Here is a 21528-nt window from a genome sequence, read left to right as displayed (position 1 = left end):
GGCCCGCCCCGGGGTCAGCGCCCTCTGCCGGTCCGGCCGAGCAGCCAGCCGATCACGGCGCTGCCGAGCGCGACCCCCGCCCCCATGCCGAACGCCGCCAGGACCGGCCAGGCGGGACCGTTCTCACGGTGCCGTACGGCGGGCCGCTCGAAGACCCGGGCGGGTTCCCCGGTCGCGGCCTCATGGACCTCCTCGGGCACGACTCCAAGGGCGGGGACGGCCTCAGGGGCGGGGACGGGGGTGCCGGACAGGTGGGTCTCGACGGCGGAGAAGAAATCACCGGCCGTCCTCTTCGCCACCGAGCCGAGCACCCGCTGGCCGACGCCGCCGATCATGCCGCCCACCACGGCCTCCGCGTCGTAGTCGACCCGGGTGCCGTCCTCGACCTCGCTGAGCCGTACCTCGACGGTCGCCTCCACGGTGCCCGGCGCGCCCTGGCCCCTGGCCCTGAGCACGAACCGGTGCGGGGCCTGCGGGTCGAGCAGGGCCACCTCCCCCCGGTAGACCCCCTTGACGGAGGCCACCCCGGCGGTGACCGTCATCCGATAGACCCCGGGCCCCGTCTCCTCAAGGCGCTCGCAGCCGGGGATCGTCCGTACGAGCACGGCCGGGTTCTGCAGCGCGGACCACACGCGTTCTCTGTCGATGCCGAGTACGGCACTGCCTGCGACCTTCACTCCAGCACGATAGGCCGTCAGGTCCTCCGCGTCCGCAACGGCTCACCCGCCTCGTGCAGGTGCCGCAGGGCCTGGCCGTACGACTCGATCAGGCCGCACTCCAGGTAGGGGATGTCCAGTTCCGCGCAGTACCTCCTGACGATGGGCTGGGCGTGACGCAGGTTGGGGGCCGGCATGCCGGGGAACAGGTGGTGCTCGATCTGGTAGTTCAGCCCGCCGAGCAGGACGTCGACCACCCGGCCGCCGCGTACGTTGCGCGAGGTCAGCACCTGCTTCCTGAGGAAGTCGAGCCCGTCCTCGTCGGTCGGCATCGGCATCCCCTTGTGGTTGGGAGCGAAGGTGCAGCCCAGGTAGACGCCGAAGACCGCCTGGTGCACGAGCAGGAAGGCCACCGCCCTGCCCGGCGAGAGCACGGCGAACAGCGCGCCGAGATAGGCCACGACGTGTACGGCCAGCAGCGCCGCCTCAAGCCCCCTGCGCCGCAGGCTGGGGCGGGCCAGCGCCCTGAAGCTCGAAACGTGCAGGTTGAACCCCTCCAGGGTGAGCAGCGGGAAGAACAGGTAGGCCTGCCACCCGCCGATGAGCCTGGCCAGTCCCCGGCTCTCGACCGCCTGCTCCCTCGACCAGACCAGGGCGTCCGGGGCGACGTCGGGGTCGTGGTCGGCGTGGTTGGGGTTGGCGTGGTGGCGGGTGTGCTTGTCCATCCACCAGCCGTAACTCATGCCGATCGCCAGGTTGCCCGCGACCAGACCGGCGGCCTCCGCGGCGCTTCTGGCGCGCAGGACCTGCCGGTGGGCCAGGTCGTGGGCGACCAGCGCGACCTGGGCGAACACCACGGCGAGGAAGAGCGCGACGAGGAGCTGGTACCAGGAGTCGCCGACCGTGAGGAAGGCCGCCCAGCCCGCGACGTAGAGGCCGCCGACGATCCCCAGGCGCAGGACGTAGTGACCCGGCCGTGGATTCATCAGCCCCGCCTCCGTGACGCGACGCGACAGGCGCGCGAAGTCGCTGCCCCTGGCGCTCCTGAGCATGGTCGTTTCGGTCACACTTCCCCCTATATCCGTGGAGTGCCGGGGTGGCACCCGCCACAGGATCGCGGCAGCGGCCGGGGGCGCGGACCCCCGCCGCCACCCCGGATCGTGGTAGTGCTGGCCCCACCCCTGATACACCGGTTATGAGGGGTTTCGCAGGGAGATCAGGGGTTTACCAGCCAATTGAGGCTTCTGTTACTGGCAGGATGGTGCCCCATGACTTCGGGGACGTCGTGGGCGATCAGGACGGCGGCCGTGTTCACGGCCCTGGCGGCGAGCGCGGGGTGCGCGGCGGGGACCGGCGGCGACGCGAGGCCGGGCACGGGCGGGCGGGCCGCCGGGGAACCCTCCGCGAGGACGACCCCCACCACGGCCCCGGCCCGCCCGCAGGGCCCGCCCGGCGTGCTGCCCAGACCCGGGGAGGTCGGCAGGATCCCCCGGCCCGCCGACGGGCTGCCGCCGGTGATCAGCTCGATCCCGACCACCAGGAAGGTGGTCTTCCTCACCATCGACGACGGCTGGGAGCAGGACCCCGGCTTCCTCGCGCGGGTCCGCGACCGGCGGATCCCGATCACGGCCTTCGTCACCCGCGACGCCGTCGAGGCCAGGGGCACGACCGACCCGACCGCCCAGGGCGGCAGGTTCCTCGGCGCGGGCAAGTGGGGCTACATGCGCGACCTGCGCGACGCGGGGGCGCCGATCGAGAACCACACCCTGACCCACCCGAACCTGCCCACGCTGGGCTACGCGGGACAGCGGGCCGAGATCTGCGGCGCCTCCACGGTGATCCGCAGGCAGACGGGCAGGAGGCCCACGCTCCTGCGCCCGCCGTTCGGCAACCAGAACTCCCTGACCCGTAAGGCCGCCAAGTCCTGCGGCGTCGACGCCCTGCTGCTGTGGACCGCGACCGTGCAGCCCGGCGGGAAGATCGCCTACCAGGTGCCGGACAAGAAGCTGCGCCCGGGAGACGTCCTGCTGATGCACTTCAGACCCAACCTGTCGCGGGACTTCCGCATCCTGGTCGACAAGATCGAACGCAGGGGCTTCGAGCTCGGCAACCTGGACGCCTACCTGAAGGCGGCGCTGCGTTAGGGCCTGTTCCGCGGACCTTCACGCCCACCGCGGCCGCCCGGCCGACGGCCCGCGGAACAGGTCCCGGTCATCCGCGCGGGGAGGATCGTCCCGGTCTCGGTGAGGAGGCGGGTCCGCCGCCCGGCGTACGCCGGAGTCATTCCGGCGGCTGACGACCCGTGGGGGTCACGTGACCGACGATGGTCGTGTGCTCGCGGGACCTGGTGACCCGCGAGCCCTCCCCGGCGGGTGGGGCGCGCACCTCGCCCGCCGGGACGACCGGGGCCCGGAGCCCCGGTGGCACGGGGAAAGCAGGCGCCGCGAGCCGGAGGGGACGATCTTGGTCCGGAGGAGATGTGCGGTCTCCCACCGGCCATGTGACAGAGATCGCATGTGCTCGCGGCGCCAACCCCTCTCAATGCTCTACACCTTGTAGTACTACTAGTAGTAGAACTACGAGTTGTAGAGCTCCAGCCCGCGAGGGGAAGATGGACGCACTAGACCTGGCACGGTGGCAGTTCGGGGTCACCACCGTTTATCACTTTCTTTTCGTACCTCTGACGATCGGCCTCGGCGTCTTCGTGGCCGGGTTGCAGACCGCCTGGCACCGTACCGGCAAGGAGCACTACCTGAGGTTGACGAAGTTCTTCGGGAAGTTGTTCCTGATCAACTTCGCGATGGGCGTGGTCACCGGCATCGTGCAGGAGTTCCAGTTCGGGATGAACTGGAGCGAGTACTCGGTCTTCGTGGGAGACGTCTTCGGCGCGCCGCTCGCCCTTGAGGCGCTGCTCGCCTTCTTCCTTGAGTCGACCTTCCTCGGCCTGTGGATCTTCGGCTGGGACCGGCTCCCCAAGCGGGTCCACCTGGCGACCATCTGGGCCGCGGTGATCGGCTCCAACCTGTCGGCCTACTTCATCCTCGCCGCGAACGCCTGGATGAAGCACCCGGTCGGCTACGAGGTCGTCGACGGCAAGGCCCGCATGACGGACCTGTGGGCGGTGCTGACCAACCCGACCGCGACCGCCCAGGTGCCCCACGTGGTGGCGGCGTCGTTCGTGGTGGCGGGCGGTTTCGTGCTGGCCGTGTGCGGATACCGCATCCTGCGGGAACGGCGCGACCCCGACCGCACCAGGCCCGTACGGCGTGGCGCGGACATGTGGCGGACCCCGGTGCGGGCGGCCCTGGTCATGACGGCGATCGCGGGAGCCGTCGTCGCGGTCAGCGGCGACACCTCCGCCAAGCTGATGTACGAGCAGCAGCCGATGAAGCTCGCCGCCGCCGAGGGGCTCAGGCACGACACCGCCGGGGCGCCCTTCTCCCCGGTGCCCGGCGTCGAGGTGCCCATGCTGCTCAGCTTCCTGGCGACCAACGACCCGCAGGCCGTGGTGCAGGGCACCGAGGACCTGCAGAAGCGCTTCACCGAGCGGTTCGGCCCGGCCGACTACCGCCCCAACCTGCCGGTGGTCTTCTGGTCCTTCCGCGTGATGATCGTCTTCGGGATGACCACGGTCGGCCTGGCCGTACTCGGCCTGTGGCTGACCCGGGGGCGCCGCCGCGGACGCCGCGGGGAGGGTCCGCCGCGCGCGGTGCCCTCGTGGCTGGCCCGCGCGTTCCTGCTCGCCCTGCCGCTGCCGACCCTCGCGATCATCGCGGGCTGGCTGCTCAGCGAGATCGGCCGCCAGCCGTGGACCGTCCAGGGTGAGCTGCTCACCGCCGCCAGCGTCTCCCCCGGCGTCGGGCTCGGCCAGGTCGCCGTCTCCCTCGCCCTGTTCACCGCCCTGTACGGCGCGCTCGCGCTGGCCGAGGCCGTACTGATCGTCCGGCACGTCAAGGCGGGTCCCGAACCCGTCCCCGCGCGCCGGCCGGACGTGCCCTCCGGTGTGGGCGGGAACGCGACCGCCGAACTCCAGCCGACCCTGATGTACTGAGGCGTCAAGATCATGGAACTCACCACCTTCTGGTTCGCGATCATCGCGTTCCTGTGGACCGGCTACTTCGTCCTTGAGGGGTTCGACTTCGGAGTCGGGCTGCTCGCCCCGGTGCTCTCCAGGAACGAGGCGGAGCGCAAGCAGGTGCTCGGCACGATCGGCCCCGTCTGGGACGGCAACGAGGTCTGGCTGATCACCGCGGTCGGCGCGATGTTCGCCGCCTTCCCCGCCTGGTACGCCGGGATGCTCAGCACGTTCTACCTGCCGCTCACGCTGATCCTGGCGGGGCTCATCGTGCGCGGTGTCGGCCTTGAGTGGCGGGGCAAGGTCCAGCACGCCTCCGACCGCGCCTGGTGCGACCTGGGCGTCATGGTCGGCAGCGGGCTGACCGCCTTCCTGTGGGGCGCCGTCTTCGCCGACCTGCTGCACGGCAGCGCCCTGGCGGCGCTGGTCGGCGGGGTGTTCTCGCTGTCGGTCTGCGCGCTGCACGGCGCGGTCTTCGTCGCCCTCAAGACGACCGGAGCCGTACGGGCCAGGGCCCGACGTACCGCGATGGCGGTCTCCGCGGTCGCGGTGCCCGCCGCGGTCGTCGCCCTGTCCGGCATCCCCGCGGCCCGTACGGCCGTGGCCGACTGGACCGCCGCGCCGTGGCTGTGGGCCTGCGCGCTGACCGCGATGGCGGCCCTGGCCGCCGGGGTCGCGCTGGTCTGGCGGGGCAGGGAGGGCTGGGCGTTCACCGCGACCGCCTCCTCGCTCGCGCTGGGCGGCGTCGCCCTGTTCGGCGCCCTGTGGCCCGCCCCGCTGCCCGGCCTCACCGTCGCCGGGGCGGCCTCCGGGCCGTACACGCTGGGCATGCTGACCTGGATCGGCCTGGCCGCGCTGCCCTTCGTGCTCGGCTACCAGGCCTGGTCCTACTGGGTGTTCCGCAAGAGGCTGGTCGCCGAGCCGGTCTGACCGGTCCGCCGGTCAGGGGAAGCCGAGCGGCGCAGGTCGAACAGCTCCGACGGGGAGATGGGCATCCGGTCGATCCTGATGCCCTCCGCGTCCTCGACGGCGGAGGCGATCACCGCGGAGACCGGGATGACCCCCGCCTCCCCCGCCCCCTTGACGCCGAGCGGGTTCAACGGCGACGGCGTCCGCAGGTGGGCGGTCTCCACGTGGGGGACCTCGGTCGCGTACGGCATCAGGAAGTCCATGAACGAGGCGTTCAGCAACTGGCCGTGCTCGTCGTAGACCATCCGCTCGTACAGCGCGCCGCCGACGCCCTGGGCGACCCCGCCGTGGATCTGCCCCTCGACGATCATCGGGTTGATCAGGTTGCCGCAGTCGTGGACGACGGCGTAGCGCAGGATGCGGATCTCCGCGGTCAGCGGGTCGGTCTCCACGATCGCCGCGTGCATGCCGGAGGCGAAGGTCGAGCGGATCGGCGAGTAGTAGCCACGGCCCTCAAGCCCCGGCTCGTCCCCCTCGGCGACCGGCGGCCTGTCCGGGGACGGGGTGCCCGCGAACTGGGTCGCCCGGCCCGCCTCCGCGTCGAAGGCGTAGCGCAGCGGGTTGGACAGCACCGCGACCGTGGCCAGCGGCAGGCCCGCGCCCGGCGAGCCGACGACCCGCACCACCCCGTCGACGATCTCCAGGTCGCCGGGGTCGGCCTCCAGGGCGTCCGAGGCGATCCGCAGCGCCTTCTCCCTGACCTTCCCGCAGGCCAGGGCGATGGCGTTGCCGCTCATCACCGCCGCCCGCGAGGCGAACGTGCCGACCGCGTAGCCGAACCTGCGGGTGTCGCCGGTGACCACGCTGACCCGTTCGATCGGCACGCCGAGCTCGGAGGCGGTGATCTGGGCGAACACCGTCTCGTGGCCCTGGCCCTGTGAGGTGAGGCCGGTCGAGACGTGCACCCGGCCGTCGGAGGTGATCTGGACGTGACCCCCCTCGTACGGCCCGACCCCGGTGCCCTCCACGTAGCAGCCGATGCCGATGCCGAGCCTGCGTCCCTGTCCCGCGGCCCGTTCCCTCAGCGCGGGGAAGTCGTCCCAGCCGACGAGTTCCTTGAGCATGCGCAGCGACGCCGGGTAGTCGCCGCTGTCGTAGATCAGCGGACGGCCGTCCTGGAAGGTCAGGCCCTGGTCGTAGGGGAACTCCTCCGGCTGGATGAAGTTGGCCTCGCGCACCGCCGTACGGTCCAGGCCCAGGTGCCGGGCGATGCGGTCCATCGTCCGTTCCATGCAGAAGACCGCCTGCGGGCGCCCCGCCCCCCGGTACGGCGTGACCTGCACGGTGTTGGTGTAGAGGGAGGAGAACTCCACCCGGTAGGCGCCCAGCCTGTAGGGGCCGGGAAGCTGGGTCGAGGTGATGATCGGCACGATGATCCCGTACGGCGTGTAGGCGCCGTGGTCGTGCAGGATCGTCACGTCGAGCCCGAGCACCCGTCCCCGGTCGTCGAAGCCGACCCGGACGTGGTGCGCCTGGGCGCGCTCGTGCGCCGAGGAGACGAAGTGCTCACGCCTGTCCTCGGTCCACCTGACCTCGTGGCCGAGCAGCATGGCGGCCCACGGGACGAGCACCTCCTCCGGCCAGGGGTGCACGATCTTGACGCCGAACCCGCCGCCCACGTCCGGGGCGACGACCTCGACCTGGGGCAGCGGCAGGCCGAGCTTGGCGGCGATCGCCATCCTGACGCTGGTGGAGGTCTGGGTGCTCGAATGCACCCGCAGCGACCGGTCCCCGGCGTCCCAGCGGGCGTGCACCCCGCGCCCCTCAAGGGGCGTGGCGGCGCTGCGCTCGATGTCCAGGCCGAACTCCAGCCGGTACGGCGCCGCCTCGATCGCCTCCCGGGCGCCCAGTCCGGTCGCCGAGCGCACCTCCTGGACCAGGTGGGCGCCGACGTTGCCCGGCACGTCCCGGTGGACCAGCGTCTCGGCGCGCCGCGCCCGCTCGATGCCGACGACCGGCGTGAGCGGCTCGTAGTCGACCTCGATCAGCGCGCAGACGTCCTCGGCGAGGTAGCGGTCGCGGGCGACGACCATCACGACGGGCTCGCCGACGTGCCTGACGACGTCCCGCGCCAGCGGGTGGGCGGTGCGGCCGTGGGTCAGCGCCGGGTGCGGGATCAGCAGCGGCAGCGGCTCGGCCAGCCGGGCGGGCAGGTCCTCCCAGGTGTAGATCGCCACCAGCCCCTCGACGTCGATCGCCGCCGAGACGTCTATGTCGCGGATCACGGCGTGCGCGTGCGGGGACCTGACGAACGCCGCCTCGAAGGCGCCCTTGCCGATGTCGTCCAGGTAGCGGCCCCCGCCGGTCAGCAGCCTGGGGTCCTCCCTGCGCCGTACCGGCTCCCCGAACAGCCGTGTCGTCACCGCTCCTCCGCCAGGATCTCGGCGGCCCGGTGGACCGCTCTGACGATGTTCTGGTAGCCGGTGCACCGGCACAGGTTGCCGGAGAGCCCCTCGACGACCTCCTCCTCACCCGGCGCCGGGTTGTCGCGCAGCAGGGCGGTGACCGTGCACAGGAACCCCGGCGTGCAGAACCCGCACTGCAGGCCGTGGCACTCGGCGAAGGCCCGCTGCACCGGGGAGAGCGTGCCGTCCGGCTCCGCGAGCCCCTCCACGGTCGTCACCTCGTGCCCGTCCGCGCTCGCCGCGAACATCAGGCACGAGCGCACCGGCCGCCCGTCGAACAGCACCGTGCAGCAGCCGCAGACGCCGTGCTCGCACCCGACGTGTGTGCCGGTCAGCCCGAGGTCGTGCCGCAGGCAGTCCGACAGCAGCCGCCGCCCCGGCACCGTGACCCGCCGTACGACCCCGTTGACCGTCAGGGTGATCGCGATGTCCCTCACCCGCGCGCCGCCTTCCGCTCCACTTCCTGCGCCGCCTGCCGGGCCGCCTCTGTCAGCGCCCGTTCGGCCAGCACCCCCAGCAGGTGCCGCCGGTAGTCCGCGCTCGCGTGGATGTCGGCCTCCGGTTCCGTCCCGTCCCGTACGGCCGCCGCCGCGCCCCGCCAGTCGGCCGACCCCCACGGGCGGTGGCCGCAGGCCCCGGAGACGTCCACGACCACCGGGACCGGCCCGGCGCTCACGCACGCCGCCCTGGCCGTGACGACCCGCAGGTCCTCGTCCAGGACGACCAGCGCGGCCACCCCGGCCACCGCGTAGTCGCCGTGCCGCCTGGCCACCTCGTGGAAGGCCGTGCCCGAACGCGGCGCCAGGGCGGGGAACAGCGCCGAGACGGCCAGTTCTCCCGGCCGCAGCGCCGATTCGAGGGGACCGGTGAAGAAGGCGCCCGCGGGGACCTCCCTGGTCGCGCCCGCGCTCGCCAGCCGTACCGAACCGCCGAGCAGGGCCAGCACGGCGGGCAGTTCGGCGGCGGGGTCGGCGTGCGCCAGGCTGCCGACCACGGTCCCCCGGTTGCGGATCACCGGGTGGGCGACCAGCCTGAGCGCCCTGCGCAGCAGGGGCTGTACGGCGGCGACCTGCTCGGAGTGTTCGACCTGGGCGTGCCTGGCCAGCGCGCCGACCAGGACGCCGCCGGGCCCGGCCTCCACGGTGGCCAGTTCGGTGAGCCCGTTGACGTCCACGATGTGCCGGGGATGCGTCAGGCGCATGTTCAGCATCGGGATCAGGCTCTGTCCCCCGGCGAGGACCTTGCCCTCCTGTCCGGCGGCGGCGAGGATCTCCAGCGCCTCGCCGAGGGAACGGGGGGCGTGGTAGTCGAACGGGGGAGGCTTCACCCGGCCGCCCTTCCCTCGCCCGTTCCTCCGCTGTCCTGGCCGCCTGCCGCTCCCCCGCCCTCCCGCTCTCCGCGTCGCAGCACCCGCAACAGGTGGTAGCCGCCGACGACCACGACGGTGCCCAGCGCGATGCCCTCAAGGGTGAAGGCCGAGCCGAAGGTGTGCCTGACCGGGCCGATGGCGAGGATGATCCCCGCCCCGATCGGCACCATGTTGACCGGGTCGGAGAAGTCGACGCGGTTCTCCACCCAGATCTTCGCGCCGAGCAGGCCGATCATGCCGTAGAGGATCACCGTGATGCCGCCGAGCACACCGCCCGGGGTCGCCGCGACCAGCGCGCCGAACTTGGGGCACAGACCGAACAGGATCGCGATGAGGGCCGCGATGTAGTACGCGGCCGTCGAGTAGACCCTGGTCGCGGCCATGACGCCGATGTTCTCCGCGTAGGTGGTCGTCGGGGAGCCGCCGAAGGCGCTGGCGACGGCGGTGGCCAGGCCGTCCGCCGCGATGGCCCTGCCCAGGTAGGGGTCCACGTCGGTGCGGGTCATCTCACCGACGGCCTTGACGTGGCCGACGTTCTCCGCGACGAGCGCGATCACCGCGGGCAGCACCAGCAGCACGGCGGAGACCCTGATGTCCGGCAGGTGCGTGTCCGGCCACCCGACCCAGGCGGCGTCGGCGACCGCGGAGAGGTTCACCCTGGGATGGGTGTCGATCCGCTGGGTCACCGCGTTGTAGGCGGTGACGTCCCCGAGGACCCGGTCGGCCGCCCAGGACAGCGCGAAGCCGAGGACCAGGCCGAGCAGGATGGCGATCCGGCCGGCGAACCCCCGCAGGACCACGAGGAACAGGAAGGTCGCGGTCATCGTGACCAGCGCGATCCACTGGTCCTGCGGCCAGTAGACGTCGGCGACCACGTAGGCCAGCCCGAAGCCGATCAGCATGACGACCGCGCCGGTGACGACCGGCGGGAAGACCCGGTTGATGACCTGCACGCCCAGCCGATGTACGGCGAGGCCGACCAGGGCCAGCACCAGCCCGACGACGAGGACGGCGCCGGTGACGACCGCGTCGGCCGCGGGCGTGTCCCCGCCGTACAGGGACCTGATGGCGAGCACCCCGCCGACGAAGGAGGCGCTGGTGCCGAGGTAGCTGGGGATCCTGCCGTTCACGACGAGCAGGAACATGATCGTCGCGACGCCGGAGAACATGATGGCGATGTTGGGGTCGAGGCCCATGACCAGCGGGAAGACGAACGTCGCGCCGAACATCGCCACGACGTGCTGCGCGCCGAAGCCGACCATGCGCGGCCAGGACATCCGCTCGTCCGGTTTGACGACCTCACCGGGTGCGAGGGTCCTGCCGTCCCCGTGTTTGGTCCACCCCGCAACCATCAAGCCCCACCTCTCACCGGGCCGTCGGTCGGCGGCCGCCCCGCAGGCTTCCCTCCGGCGAACTCCCATGCCGTCGTCGCGGCCCGCGCCACGGACGGGCGAGGGTCTACGGAGGGTTTCCCGTAGGCACCACGTGCGAAACCCAGCTGTGTGATCATGGGGAGGTTGGAGAGATTGGTCAGAGAACTCCCGGTACGACCATGTGATGCAGTACGGTGAGTGGCGCTTTCGCGACTTTGAGTGAACCGTCCTGATCGGCCCCAGAGAAGAGTAGGCGCGCCCCCATGCAGGCTTTCACGCTGCCCGGCTTCTACATCCCGCACCCCGCCAGGCTCAATCCGCATCTGGAACGTGCCCGCGCGCACAGCAACGCCTGGGCCCGCGAGATGGGCATGCTCGACTCCCCCAAGCCCGGTGGCGGTCTTGTCTGGGACGAGCAGGCGCTGGCGAAGATGGACTACGCGCTGATGTGCGCCTACACCCACCCCGACTGCGACGGCCCCGCCCTGGACCTGATCACCGACTGGTACGTCTGGGTGTTCTTCTTCGACGACCACTTCCTTGAGCACTTCAAGCACTCGCGTGACCTGCGCGGCGCCAAGGCGCACCTCGACCGGCTCGAACTGTTCATGACCGTGGACGGCCAGGAGCCGCCCGAGCCGGGGAACCCCGCGGAGGCCGGGCTGAAGGACCTGTGGAGGCGGACGATCCCCTCGATGTCGGCCGGGTGGCGGCGGCGGTTCATCACCAGCACGCACAACCTGATGATCGAGTCGATGTGGGAGCTGCACAACATCGACCAGGGCAGGATCGCCAACCCCATCGAGTACATCCAGATGCGGCGCAGGGTCGGCGGGGCACCCTGGTCGGCCAACCTCGTCGAGTACGCCGTCGGCGCCGAGATCCCCGACGTCCTGGCCGGGACCAGGCCGCTGCACGTGCTGTGCGACACCTTCTCCGACGCCGTGCACCTGCGCAACGACCTGTTCTCCTACCAGCGCGAGGTCCGCGAGGAGGGGGAGAACTCCAACGCGGTCCTGGTCTTCGAGCGCTTCCTCGACTGCCCGACCCAGGAGGCCGCCGAACTGGTCAACGAACTGCTGACCTCACGGCTGCTGCAGTTCGAGGACACCGCGCTCGCCGAGATCCCGGCACTGCTGGCCGAACACGCCCTGCCCCCGGACGAGCAGGTCGCGGTCGGCCTGTACGTCAAGGGCCTGCAGGACTGGCAGTCGGGCGGCCACGAGTGGCACGCCAGGTCGAGCCGCTACATGAACGAGGGGGCCGTCACCTCCCCCGGCGTCTCCAGGGGGCCGCTCGGTCTGGGTACCTCGGCCGCGCGGCTGCCGACCGCGGCGCTGACGCCGGGCCTGGCCCGCAGGACGCGCCAGCAGTCCCACCGGCCCTTCGAGCCGGTCGGGCACCTGCCGCTGCCCGACTTCCACATGCCCTATCCCGTCCGCATCAGCCCCCACCTGGACGCCGCCCGCCGCGACTCGGTCGGCTGGGCGCGCCGGGTCGGCCTGTTCGACGCGATCCCCGGAGTCGAGGCCGGCGGCGTCTGGGACGAGCGGCGTTTCCTGCTCTTCGACCTGGCGCACTGCGCCTCGATGATCCACGCCGACGCGAGTCTCGAACAGCTCAACCTGTCGTCCGACTGGCTGTCCTGGGGCACCTACGGCGACGACTACTACCCCGTGGTCTTCGGCGCCTCCCGTGACCTGGCCGCGGCCAAGCTCTGCGACGAGCGGCTCGGCCTGTTCATGCCGATCGACCTGGGCGCGGTCCCCGAGCCGCTCAACCCGCTCGAACGGGGCCTGGCCGACCTGTGGCACCGTACGGCCGCGCCGATGAACGAGGCCGCCAGGCGTGACTTCCGCGCGGCGATCGAGGCGATGACCAGCAGCTGGCTGTGGGAGCTGGGCAACCAGACGGGCAACCGGGTCCCCGACCCCGTCGACTACGTCGAGATGCGCCGCGACACGTTCGGCTCCGGCCTGACGATGAGCCTGGCCAAGCTCGCGCACTACGACCTGGTGCCCGCCGAGCTGTACCACACCAGGGTGATGCGTGAGCTGGACACCGCCGCCCAGGACTACGCGACCTTCACCAACGACCTGTTCTCCTACCAGAAGGAGGTCGAGTTCGAGGGTGAGGTCCACAACATGGTGCTGGTCGTGGAGAACTTCCTCCAGGTGGACCGGCTGACCGCCAGGGACGTCGTGGCGGACCTGATGACGGCGCGGATGCGGCAGTTCCAGCACATCGTCGAGGAGGACCTGCCCGCGATGTTCGAGGAGTTCGGCCTCGGCGACGAGGTCCGCGGCGTCCTCACCCGGCACGCCGACGGCCTCAAGGAGTGGATGTCGGGAATCCTGGAGTGGCACCGCAGGTGCGCGCGGTACACCGAGGCCGAGCTGCGCCGCCACCACCACGGCTCCGTGTCCGCGGTGGTGCCCGCGACGGTGGTCTCCCGGTTCCTGCCCTCGGGGCCGGGCACCTCGGCGCTGCGCCTGCGCCCCGCCGCCGCGCGCGACGTGCCCTCCTCCCCCGCACCGGCTCCGGCGGCCCCGGCCCCGGCGGGGGTCGCCGCGTTCAGGAGGCCCTCCGGGCTCGGCACGTCCGCGGCCAGGCTCTCCCCGGTCTCCGTGCCGTCCCCCTCGGGGAGCGGCCCGGCGTGACGGTCAGCCGCCGGGGGCGACCACGTGGATCTCGAAGCCGTCCCCGGCGACGACCTGTCCGGCGCGGATCTTGCAGGTCTTGCGGAGCTCGACCCGCCCGTCGACCGTCACGTTGCCCTCGGCGATGAAGTGCTTGGCCTGGCCGCCCGTGTCGGTCACGGCGCAGTACTTCAGCAGGTCGCACAACGGGATGTAGTCGGTTTCCAGCTCAAAGGTCTCGTCCACGCCCGTGAGTCTAGATGCCCCGCATCCGCAGGACGTGCAGGGCCAGGGTCAGGTTCAGCCGCAGATGGGCGTCCTCGGTGAAGTCGCCCAGCATCCGTTCCAGCTTGCCGATCCGGTAGCGCAGGGTGTTGTAGTGGAAGTGCAGCCGCCTGGCCGTCTCCGCGACGTTGAGGTTGGTCTCCAGCAGCACCTGCAGGGTCCTGCGCAGGTCGCCGTTGTCGGCGTCGGTGTCGGAGGCGAGCGGGCCGAGGGTCTCACGGACGAAGGCGTGCAGTTCCTCGGTGTCGCTGACCAGGGAGAGCAGCCGGTAGACCCCCAGCTGGTCGAAGTGGGCGACCGCGCCGGGACCGTGGAGCTGGCGGCCGACCCTGGCGGCCTTCACGGCCTGGCCGTACGCCTCCGGCAGGACCTCGATCCCGGCGGCCGTCCGGCTCGCGCCGGTCGAGAAGGTCGCGGGCAGGCACTCGGCGAACGCGGCGACGGCGTCCCTGGCCAGGCGGGTGGTGTCCACGGCGGCGTCCACGACCGCGACGACCTCGTGGGAGAAGCCCGCGACCGCGCCGTGCCCGTCGTGACGGCGCATCGCGCTGGTCCAGCAGGTGACCAGCCTGTCCTGGGCGACGCGTTCGTCGCCGTCCGGGTCGAGTTCGGCGACCAGGACGGTCACCGGGCGCCGCAGGTCCCAGCCGAAGGCCTTGGCCCGCGCGGCGACCCGTTCGGCGCTGCCCGCCCTGCCGGTGAGCACGTCGCGCAGGAAGTCGGCGCGGTACTTGCTCTCGACGGCGTTCACCGCCTCCTGCCTGGTGATCACGAGCGCGGCCACGGTGGCCGCGCGCTCCAGGATGCCGATGTCGTTCTCCCCCGGCCTCGGCGGGGCGCAGGCGACGATCCGCCCGTGGTGGTGGCCGCCCGCGACGACGGGGACGAAAAGGTGTTCCCCCCGGTCCCGCGCTCCCGACGCGCGCAGCCCGGCCACCTGCTCGGCGGGCCCCGCCGCGGCCAGCACCTGCCCCGCCCCGTCCAGTACGGCGACGGCGGCGCCGAGCAGCCCGGCCACCTCCTCGGTCACCTCGCCCAGCCCGCCGCCCGCGAGCACGACCTGGACCAGCGCCCGGTGCGCCTCCTCCGCCCTGGCCAGCGCCGCGGCCTGCCGGTTGAGGATGTCGGTGAGGACCTGGTTGAGGATGTCGTCGAAGCCGACGTCCTCGGGGAGCTGGATGAGCGGGAACCCGAGCCGGTCGGCCTGTTCGACCATCTCCTCGGGCAGCCGGTCCAGATAGCGGCCGAGTTTGATGCCCAGCGCGGCCAGGCCGCGTTCGTCCAGGTCGCTGACCAGCCGGTCGAGTGACTGCGGGGTGTTGCGCAGCGGGTAGCCGGTGGTGAGCAGCAACTCGTTCGGCTTCACCCAGGCGAGGATGTCGGGAACCTCCATGACGTTGAGCCGCTGCACGATCCTGCCGAGGCCGCGCCCTCCGGCCAGCAGCCTGGCCCCGGCGAGTGTCGAGGCGCCCAGTACCTCGCCTACGGCCACGCCGTGGGTGATGGTTCCGGTGCTCGCCAGCCGTACAGGAGGTTCCATGACGTGATTGTCACCGATAAGGCCGTCTGTCAGGAAGAACCAACCTTTGGGGTTTCTGTTGGCACCTTTCTCCGTACGGCGAGCTCGCCGGGCGTTCTACCGTCGGCTCAGTGGAACGGGGGCGTCCTGGCCGGTCACAGCCGCGCGACACGGTGACGACACGACCGCGGCACAAGCACGGCACAGCACGGCACGGTGAAAGGCAGGCGAGGGCTCATGACCGTCGGAGCGCGTCCGAGGGCCCGGCGGAGCCGGGGCGTCCAGCCAGGACATGTACGGGCGCACGCGACGGGCGCGGCCGGCACGGCCCTGCGCGCGCTGCTGGAGTCGCCCCGCCGCCCCGCACGGGTGCTCGCGGCCTTCCCCGCCGGGATCTACCTTGAGGTCCGCACGGAGCTGGAACCCCACGTGGTCGCGGTGCTCTCGGGGGACGCGGTCCGGCTGCCCAACGCGATGGTGATCAACGGCCCGATGCCCCGGGTCGCCGTGGGCGAGGAGGCGTGGGTCGGTGACGGTTCCATCGAGCTCGGCGGCCTCGGCCTGCGGGCGCACCGCTGGTGGGACGCGGCGCCGCCGCTCGGTCCCGTCGAGCCCGCGCTGCTGGCCTCCTGGCTGCCGGTGCTTTCCGGACTGTGCGAGCGTTCGCCGAGACGTCCCGGGCTTGAGGGCAACGACGCCGCCGTACGGCTCGCGCTCGGGTGCGCGGAGGGTTCGCTGCTGCGGGGCGTCACGGCCGCCGAGCAGCTCGTGGGTCTCGGCCCCGGCCTCACCCCGAGCGGCGACGACATGATCGCCGGGCTGCTGGTCGCGCTGCGCCATCTCGGCACCGCCTCGGGCGTCGGCCGGGCCGTGTGGCTGGCCGACTGGCTGGCCGCGGCGGTCACCTTCGAAGCCCGTGAGCGGACGACGCCCATCTCCGCGGCGCTGCTGCACTGCGCCGCCAGGGGTGAGGCGTGCGGGGAGGTGCTGGCCGTACTGCGGGGCCTGGCCGGGCGGCAGGCGCTCGAACCCGCGCTGCACCGGCTGTTCCAGATCGGCCACACCTCGGGAGCCGACCTGGCGTGGGGGGTGCGCGCCGGTCTCGCCGCGGTGGCCGGGCTTGCGGGAGCGGGCCGTTGAGCGCCGACCTGGTCCGGGTCCGCCCCGGGGTCTACCACGACTCGGTGAGCCTCATGCGGGTCAGCGGGGCCCTGTCGGCGCTGCCCGGGATCGAGGTGGCGGTGGTGGCGATGGCCACCGAACTGAACCTCGGCCTCGCCGCCGGGCTGGGTTTCGCGCTGCCCGAGGCGGGACAGGGCGACCTGCTGGTCGCGCTGCGCGGCGCGGGCCCCGATGACCTGGAGACGGCGCGCGCCGAGCTGGACCGGCTGCTCACGGACCTCACCGTACGAACCGTTCAGGGAGGCGGCGGGGAACGGCCCGCGCGCACCGTGCGCTCGGCGGCGCTGCGCGGGGCCGGTGAGAGCGGTGAAGGCGCTGCCACGCTGGCGCTGGTCTCGGTGCCGGGGCCCTACGCGTTCGCCGAGGCGATGGACGCGATCGAGGCCGGTCTCTCGGTGATGATCTTCAGCGACAACGTCCCCGTCGAGCAGGAGGTGCTGCTCAAGAGGCGCGCGGCCGAGCTGGGCCCGCTGGTCATGGGGCCGGACTGCGGCACCGCGGTGGTCTGCGGCGCGGGTCTCGGTTTCGCGAACGTGCTGCGGCCCGGTCCCGTCGGCGTCGTCGCCGCCTCGGGGACGGGCGCCCAGCAGGTGACCTGTCTGCTGGACCTGGCCGGCGTCGGGGTCAGCCACGTGCTCGGCGTCGGCGGCAGGGACCTGTCCGCCGAGGTCGCCGGGCTGTCCACACTGCGTGCCCTGGCGGCGCTCGACGCCGACCCCGCGACCGAGCTGATCGTGCTGGTCTCCAAACCGCCCGCCCCCGAGACCGGCCTGGCCGTACGGCGGGCCGCGCGGGCGCTGTCCACCCCGGTCGTGACGGCGCTGCTCGGGTCCGGCGGTGGTTCCGGCTGTGACCTCGACGGCGACTCCGGGGGCGGCCCCGGCGACCTGACCCACGCGGCGGAGGCCGTACTGCGGGCCCTGGGTGTCCCGGTCCCGGTGTGGCCCTCGTGGCCCGCACCCGTGAGCCCGCGGGCGGACCCCGCCGGGACGCTGCGCGGCGTCTACTCGGGGGGCACGCTGTGCGCGGAGGCGAGGACGGTCGCCGGGACCGGGGAGTTCACCGACTTCGGCGACGACGTCTACACCCGGGGCAGGGCGCACCCGATGATCGACCCCTCCCTGCGCCTTGAGGCCCTCGCACGGGTGCCTGCGGGGGACGTCGCACTGCTCGACGTGGTCCTCGGACACGCCGCCGACCCCGACCCTGCCGCCGGGCTCGCCTCCGGGATCGCCTCGGCCGTGGCCCGGGGCGTGCCGGTCGTGGTGGCGCTGGTCGGCTCGCGTGACGACCCGCAGGGGCTGACCGCCCAGGCGGAGGCGCTGCGGGCGGCGGGCGCCTCGGTCTTCGTCTCCAACGCCCACGCGGCCGGGTACGCGGCGGCCCTTCTGGCGGGTGCGCGGTGACTCCGGTGACTCCGGCGACTCCGGCTTTGCTGCCCGCCCTCCACGGGGAGCCCAGGGTGGTCACGGCCGGGGCCGAGGTGTTCGGGGAGGCTCTGGACGCGCAGGCCGTACCGAGGATGGCCGTCGACTGGCGCCCGCCGCTGCCGGGCACCGGGGACGACGTCGCACGGGTGCTGGCCGACCCCCGCAGGTCCCGCGCGAACGCGACGGCGCTCGGCCGCATGACGTCGGCCAGGCCCCACCTCGTCGGGGTACGGCGGGCGGATGAGGCCCTCGGCCTGCCGCCGGGCACGTTCCTGCACGCGGGCCCGCCGATCCGCTGGGAACGCGCCTCGGGACCGCTGCGCGGCGCGCTCACCGGGGCGGTGCTGCTCGAAGGACTGGCCGGGGACCCCGAGGAGGCGCTGCGGCTGCTCGAACAGGGGCGTGTCCGCCTTGAGCCCTGCCACGGGTGGGGCGCGGTCGGGCCGATGGCGGGCGTGGTCAGCCCGTCCATGTGGATGTTCGAGGTGCGTGACGAGGAGAACGGCGGCACCGCCTGCTGCTCGCTCAACGAGGGCCTGGGCAGGGTGCTGCGCTACGGCGCCTACGACGACGGGGTGCTGCGGCGGCTGCGCTGGATGGGCGAGGTGCTCGGCCCCGCGCTGCGCGAGACGCTGCGGGCGTCCGGGCCGCTCGACCTCGGGGCGCTGATGGCGCAGGCCCTGCAGATGGGCGACGAGCTGCACAACCGCAACCGCGCCGCCACCTCGCTGTTGGTGCGGGAGCTGGCCTGCGGCCTGGTCGAGACGGCTCCCCTGCACGCGGCCGAGGTGCTGCGCTTCGTCGGCGGCAACGACCACTTCTTCCTCAACGCGGCCATGGCGGCGTGCAAGGTGAGCGCGGACGCCGCCAGGGACGTCCCCGGCTCCAGCCTCGTCGTGGCGATGGCCCGCAACGGCACCGACTTCGGCGTGCAGGTCTCCGGGCTCGGCGAGCGCTGGTTCACCGGCCCCGCCGCCGTGCCCGACGGTCTCTACCTCGGCGCGTACGGCCCGCGGGACGCCAACCCCGACATCGGTGACTCCACGATCACCGAGACGGCGGGCCTGGGCGGCTTCGCGATGGCGGCGGCCCCGGCGATCGTCCGGTTCGTCGGCGGGGAGGTGGCCGCCGCGACGGAGGCGACCCTCTCCATGTACGAGATCACCCTCGCCGAACACCCGGTCTACCGGATCCCCGGGCTCGGTTTCCGCGGCACCCCGGTCGGCGTGGACGTGACGCTGGTCGCCAGGACCGGCCTGCTGCCGGTCGTCAACACCGGCATCGCGGGCAGGGTCGCGGGCACGGGACAGGTCGGCGCGGGCCTGGTGACCCCGCCCGTCTCGGCCTTCACCTCCGCGCTGGCCGCGCTCGCCGAGGTCGCCGAGGTCGCCGAGGTCGCCGTCACCGAGGTCGCTGCCACCGGCGGGCCGCCGACTTCCGTTGCCTGACACGATCCCGATATCGTGTCCAACCTTGCGCATAGGGTTGGTTGCGGGGACGAGGCAGGACGACCGATCGTCTGCCGGGAGGGCCCCCCATGGGTTCGGAGGGCGACACCATCGGCACGACCGAGGCGGAGGCGCAGGGCAGGCTGGTCGGCAGGCGTTACCGCCTGATCTCACCGGTCGGCCGGGGCGGTATGGGTGTGGTGTGGCACGCGCACGACGTGCTGCTCGACCGTGACGTGGCGGTCAAGGAGTTGATCCTCCCGCCCGGTCTCGACGAGGAGGGCATGCACGCCGCGCACCGGCGCATGCTGCGCGAGGCACGCTCGGCCGCCCGGCTCAGCCATCCGGGGATCATCACGGTCCACGACGTGGTCGAGGAGGACGGCCGTCCCTGGATCGTGATGGAGCTGGTCCGCGCCTGGTCCCTTGAGCAGGCCGTACGGCGTAACGGTCCACTGCCGGTCGTGCAGGCCGCCGAGATCGCCGTCCGGGTGCTCGACGCGCTGCGGCACGCGCACGGCGCCGGGGTGCTGCACCGTGACATCAAGCCGGGCAACGTGCTGCTCACCTCGGACCGGGTGGTGCTCACCGACTTCGGCATCGCCGCGATAGAGGGCGACGTCTCGGTCACCCAGACGGGCCTGCTGATGGGTTCGCCCGCCTACATCCCGCCGGAGCGCCTGTCCGGCAAGCCGATCACCCAGGCCGCCGACCTGTGGTCCTTCGGCGCGACGCTGTACACGGCGGTCGAGGGGCGGCCGCCGTACGAGGGGCCGGACGCGGTGGCCGTGCTCGGCGCGATCCTCACCCAGGAGCCCAACCGGCCGCAGCGGGCCGGGGCGCTGATCGCCGTCATCGAGGGCCTGCTCCGCAAGGACCCGGCGGACAGGATGACCGCCGGACAGGTCTCCGAGCTGCTGGGCCGGGTGCTGCGCAGCCACGGTTCCGTGGCCCACGACCAGCTGCCCACCGCGCCGCCCGCGCCCGAGGTCCTCACCCCGGTACGGCCCGCGGCCCCGCAGCCCGCCCAGTTCTCACCGTTCTCCCAGACCTCGTTCACGCAGTCCGCGTCCGCCCAGCCGCCGGGACCTTCGGGGCAGTCAGGGCCGACGGGACCGCTGCCCTCGCGGATCATCGAGACCCCCTCCGGGCCTGTCCGGGTGCCCTACGACGCGCCCGGGCTCGTCTCCGGGGCCTCCGCCGTCCACCCCGACGGTCGCCCCACCACCCGCCCCGACGGTCAGGAGACGGGGCACGGCCGCGGGTACGACGCGTTACGCAGCCCGGCCTCCGGTCTCGGGCGTGGCTCCTTCGTCGACCTTCCCGAGGCTCCTCCCGCCTCGGCGCGGCGTTCGGCGCGCGGGCGTGACGAGGAGGACACCCTGGCCGGGACACGGCCTCCCGCCGCGGGCGGCCGCAGGAGCGCGCGGCGCAGGGCCGTGAACGAGGGCCCCTGGATGCGCGGGGGCCGTCCGGCTCCCCTGCTGATCGCCGTCTGCGCGGTCGCGGCGCTGGCCGCGGTCGCCGCCGTACTGTTCCTGCTGTTCCTCCCCGGTTCGGCCACCCCGCAGGCGGCTCCCTCCCCGACCGCTCCGGCCCCCTCCTCGGCCGCGCCGTCGCCGTCCCGGGCCGAGATCCCCGGCGGTTACCGGACCCTGGGCGCCGGGGGTGTCTCGGCGGCGCTGCCCGGGGGCTGGACGGTGCGTGAGGCCGACGGGGTCGTGACCTTCCACGGGCCGAGGAACAGCGGGCAGAGCGTCGTCGTCTCCCAGACAGCGGTGACCGACCCGGTCGCGGCGCTCGACGGGATCACCAAGGACGACCTGGACGAGTACACCGAGGTCGGGGTTGAGACGGTGCCGTACGGCTCGTGGCGGGCGGCCGACTGGGAGTACACCTACGTCAGGTCTCCCGGGGCCGTCCCCATGCATGGTTTGACGCGCTATGTCGCGGTGGACGGGCAGAACGCTTACCTGATCTCGTTCACCGCCCAGGATCTCGACTGGGACCGGGGCACCCAGGCACGGCGGGTCTTCTTCTCGACATTCCAGCCGAACGCCTGAGCGACCCCCACCATCCCACCCGATAAAACGTTATAAGTGATGACAAAATTCATTTGTGACCGCAACCCCCACAAATAGCGCCATTTCCTATAAAGAAACACGGAAAGCAGCCGCG

At 72.6% G+C, this 21528-nt stretch carries 16 protein-coding genes; 8 read left to right on the top strand and 8 right to left on the bottom strand.

The window, feature by feature from the left end:
• Window positions 1-14: 14 nt before the first annotated feature.
• Entirely contained in the window at window positions 15-677 is a 663-nt protein-coding gene (locus tag ABZ463_RS11800; protein ID WP_362775583.1) for a carbon monoxide dehydrogenase subunit G, read from the bottom strand.
• Window positions 678-694: 17 nt separating this feature from the next.
• On the bottom strand, window positions 695-1642 hold the full coding sequence (locus ABZ463_RS11795; RefSeq protein WP_362775896.1) for an acyl-CoA desaturase: 948 nt from the start codon (window positions 1640-1642) through the stop codon (window positions 695-697).
• A gap of 282 nt (window positions 1643-1924) precedes the next feature.
• Here ABZ463_RS11795 and ABZ463_RS11790 point away from each other — a divergent pair, with 282 nt between their 5' ends.
• The 3 genes from ABZ463_RS11790 (at window position 1925) to cydB (ending at window position 5661) form a co-directional block, all read left to right on the top strand.
• Window positions 1925-2800, top strand: a complete 876-nt coding sequence (locus ABZ463_RS11790) for a polysaccharide deacetylase family protein (RefSeq protein WP_362775581.1) — start codon at window positions 1925-1927, stop codon at window positions 2798-2800.
• Window positions 2801-3267: 467 nt separating this feature from the next.
• Window positions 3268-4707, top strand: a complete 1440-nt coding sequence (locus ABZ463_RS11785) for a cytochrome ubiquinol oxidase subunit I (protein WP_352011350.1) — start codon at window positions 3268-3270, stop codon at window positions 4705-4707.
• 12 nt (window positions 4708-4719) lie between these two features.
• Window positions 4720-5661: a cytochrome d ubiquinol oxidase subunit II gene (gene cydB / locus ABZ463_RS11780; RefSeq protein WP_352011349.1), complete on the top strand. Its 942-nt coding sequence runs from the start codon at window positions 4720-4722 to the stop codon at window positions 5659-5661.
• Here cydB and cutA read toward each other — a convergent pair.
• The 4 genes from cutA to ABZ463_RS11760 are packed head-to-tail and all read right to left on the bottom strand — an operon-like array spanning window position 5619 to window position 10826.
• Window positions 5619-8063, bottom strand: a complete 2445-nt coding sequence (gene cutA / locus ABZ463_RS11775; RefSeq protein WP_362775578.1) for an aerobic carbon-monoxide dehydrogenase large subunit — start codon at window positions 8061-8063, stop codon at window positions 5619-5621. The two genes, cydB and cutA, sit on opposite strands and share 43 nt — an antisense overlap.
• Window positions 8060-8533, bottom strand: a complete 474-nt coding sequence (locus ABZ463_RS11770; RefSeq protein WP_352011723.1) for a (2Fe-2S)-binding protein — start codon at window positions 8531-8533, stop codon at window positions 8060-8062. The genes cutA and ABZ463_RS11770 overlap by 4 nt, the downstream gene beginning before the upstream one ends.
• A 5-nt stretch (window positions 8534-8538) precedes the next feature.
• Window positions 8539-9432 (bottom strand): FAD binding domain-containing protein, encoded by an 894-nt coding sequence (locus ABZ463_RS11765; protein ID WP_362775576.1) that lies wholly within the window; start codon window positions 9430-9432, stop codon window positions 8539-8541.
• Window positions 9429-10826 (bottom strand): solute carrier family 23 protein, encoded by a 1398-nt coding sequence (locus tag ABZ463_RS11760; protein ID WP_352011346.1) that lies wholly within the window; start codon window positions 10824-10826, stop codon window positions 9429-9431. The genes ABZ463_RS11765 and ABZ463_RS11760 overlap by 4 nt, the downstream gene beginning before the upstream one ends.
• Before the next feature lie 284 nt (window positions 10827-11110).
• On the opposite strand from ABZ463_RS11760, the gene ABZ463_RS11755 reads away from it, so the two are divergent.
• Complete coding sequence (locus ABZ463_RS11755; protein ID WP_362775573.1) at window positions 11111-13507, top strand: germacradienol/geosmin synthase; 2397 nt, start codon at window positions 11111-11113, stop codon at window positions 13505-13507.
• 3 nt (window positions 13508-13510) lie between these two features.
• Here the strand turns inward: ABZ463_RS11755 and ABZ463_RS11750 are convergent, their stop codons facing one another.
• Together ABZ463_RS11750 and ABZ463_RS11745 are read right to left on the bottom strand one after the other, a co-directional pair.
• Window positions 13511-13732 (bottom strand): RNA-binding S4 domain-containing protein, encoded by a 222-nt coding sequence (locus tag ABZ463_RS11750; protein ID WP_352011344.1) that lies wholly within the window; start codon window positions 13730-13732, stop codon window positions 13511-13513.
• A gap of 10 nt (window positions 13733-13742) precedes the next feature.
• Complete coding sequence (locus ABZ463_RS11745; RefSeq protein WP_352011343.1) at window positions 13743-15311, bottom strand: PucR family transcriptional regulator ligand-binding domain-containing protein; 1569 nt, start codon at window positions 15309-15311, stop codon at window positions 13743-13745.
• Window positions 15312-15527: 216 nt separating this feature from the next.
• Here ABZ463_RS11745 and ABZ463_RS11740 point away from each other — a divergent pair, with 216 nt between their 5' ends.
• The 4 genes from ABZ463_RS11740 (at window position 15528) to ABZ463_RS11725 (ending at window position 21413) form a co-directional block, all read left to right on the top strand.
• Complete coding sequence (locus ABZ463_RS11740) at window positions 15528-16430, top strand: DUF2877 domain-containing protein (protein ID WP_352011342.1); 903 nt, start codon at window positions 15528-15530, stop codon at window positions 16428-16430.
• Window positions 16427-17878 (top strand): FdrA family protein, encoded by a 1452-nt coding sequence (locus ABZ463_RS11735; RefSeq protein WP_362775570.1) that lies wholly within the window; start codon window positions 16427-16429, stop codon window positions 17876-17878. Before ABZ463_RS11740 ends, ABZ463_RS11735 begins: the two co-directional genes overlap by 4 nt.
• A gap of 5 nt (window positions 17879-17883) precedes the next feature.
• Window positions 17884-19350 (top strand): DUF1116 domain-containing protein, encoded by a 1467-nt coding sequence (locus ABZ463_RS11730; protein WP_362775568.1) that lies wholly within the window; start codon window positions 17884-17886, stop codon window positions 19348-19350.
• An 89-nt stretch (window positions 19351-19439) separates the two neighbouring features.
• On the top strand, window positions 19440-21413 hold the full coding sequence (locus ABZ463_RS11725; protein WP_362775566.1) for a protein kinase: 1974 nt from the start codon (window positions 19440-19442) through the stop codon (window positions 21411-21413).
• The last annotated feature ends 115 nt before the right edge of the window (window positions 21414-21528 follow it).

This window comes from Streptosporangium sp. NPDC020145 (assembly GCF_040631275.1).
Lineage (GTDB): Bacteria > Actinomycetota > Actinomycetes > Streptosporangiales > Streptosporangiaceae > Streptosporangium.
This window is presented reverse-complemented; position numbering and strand designations above follow the sequence as displayed.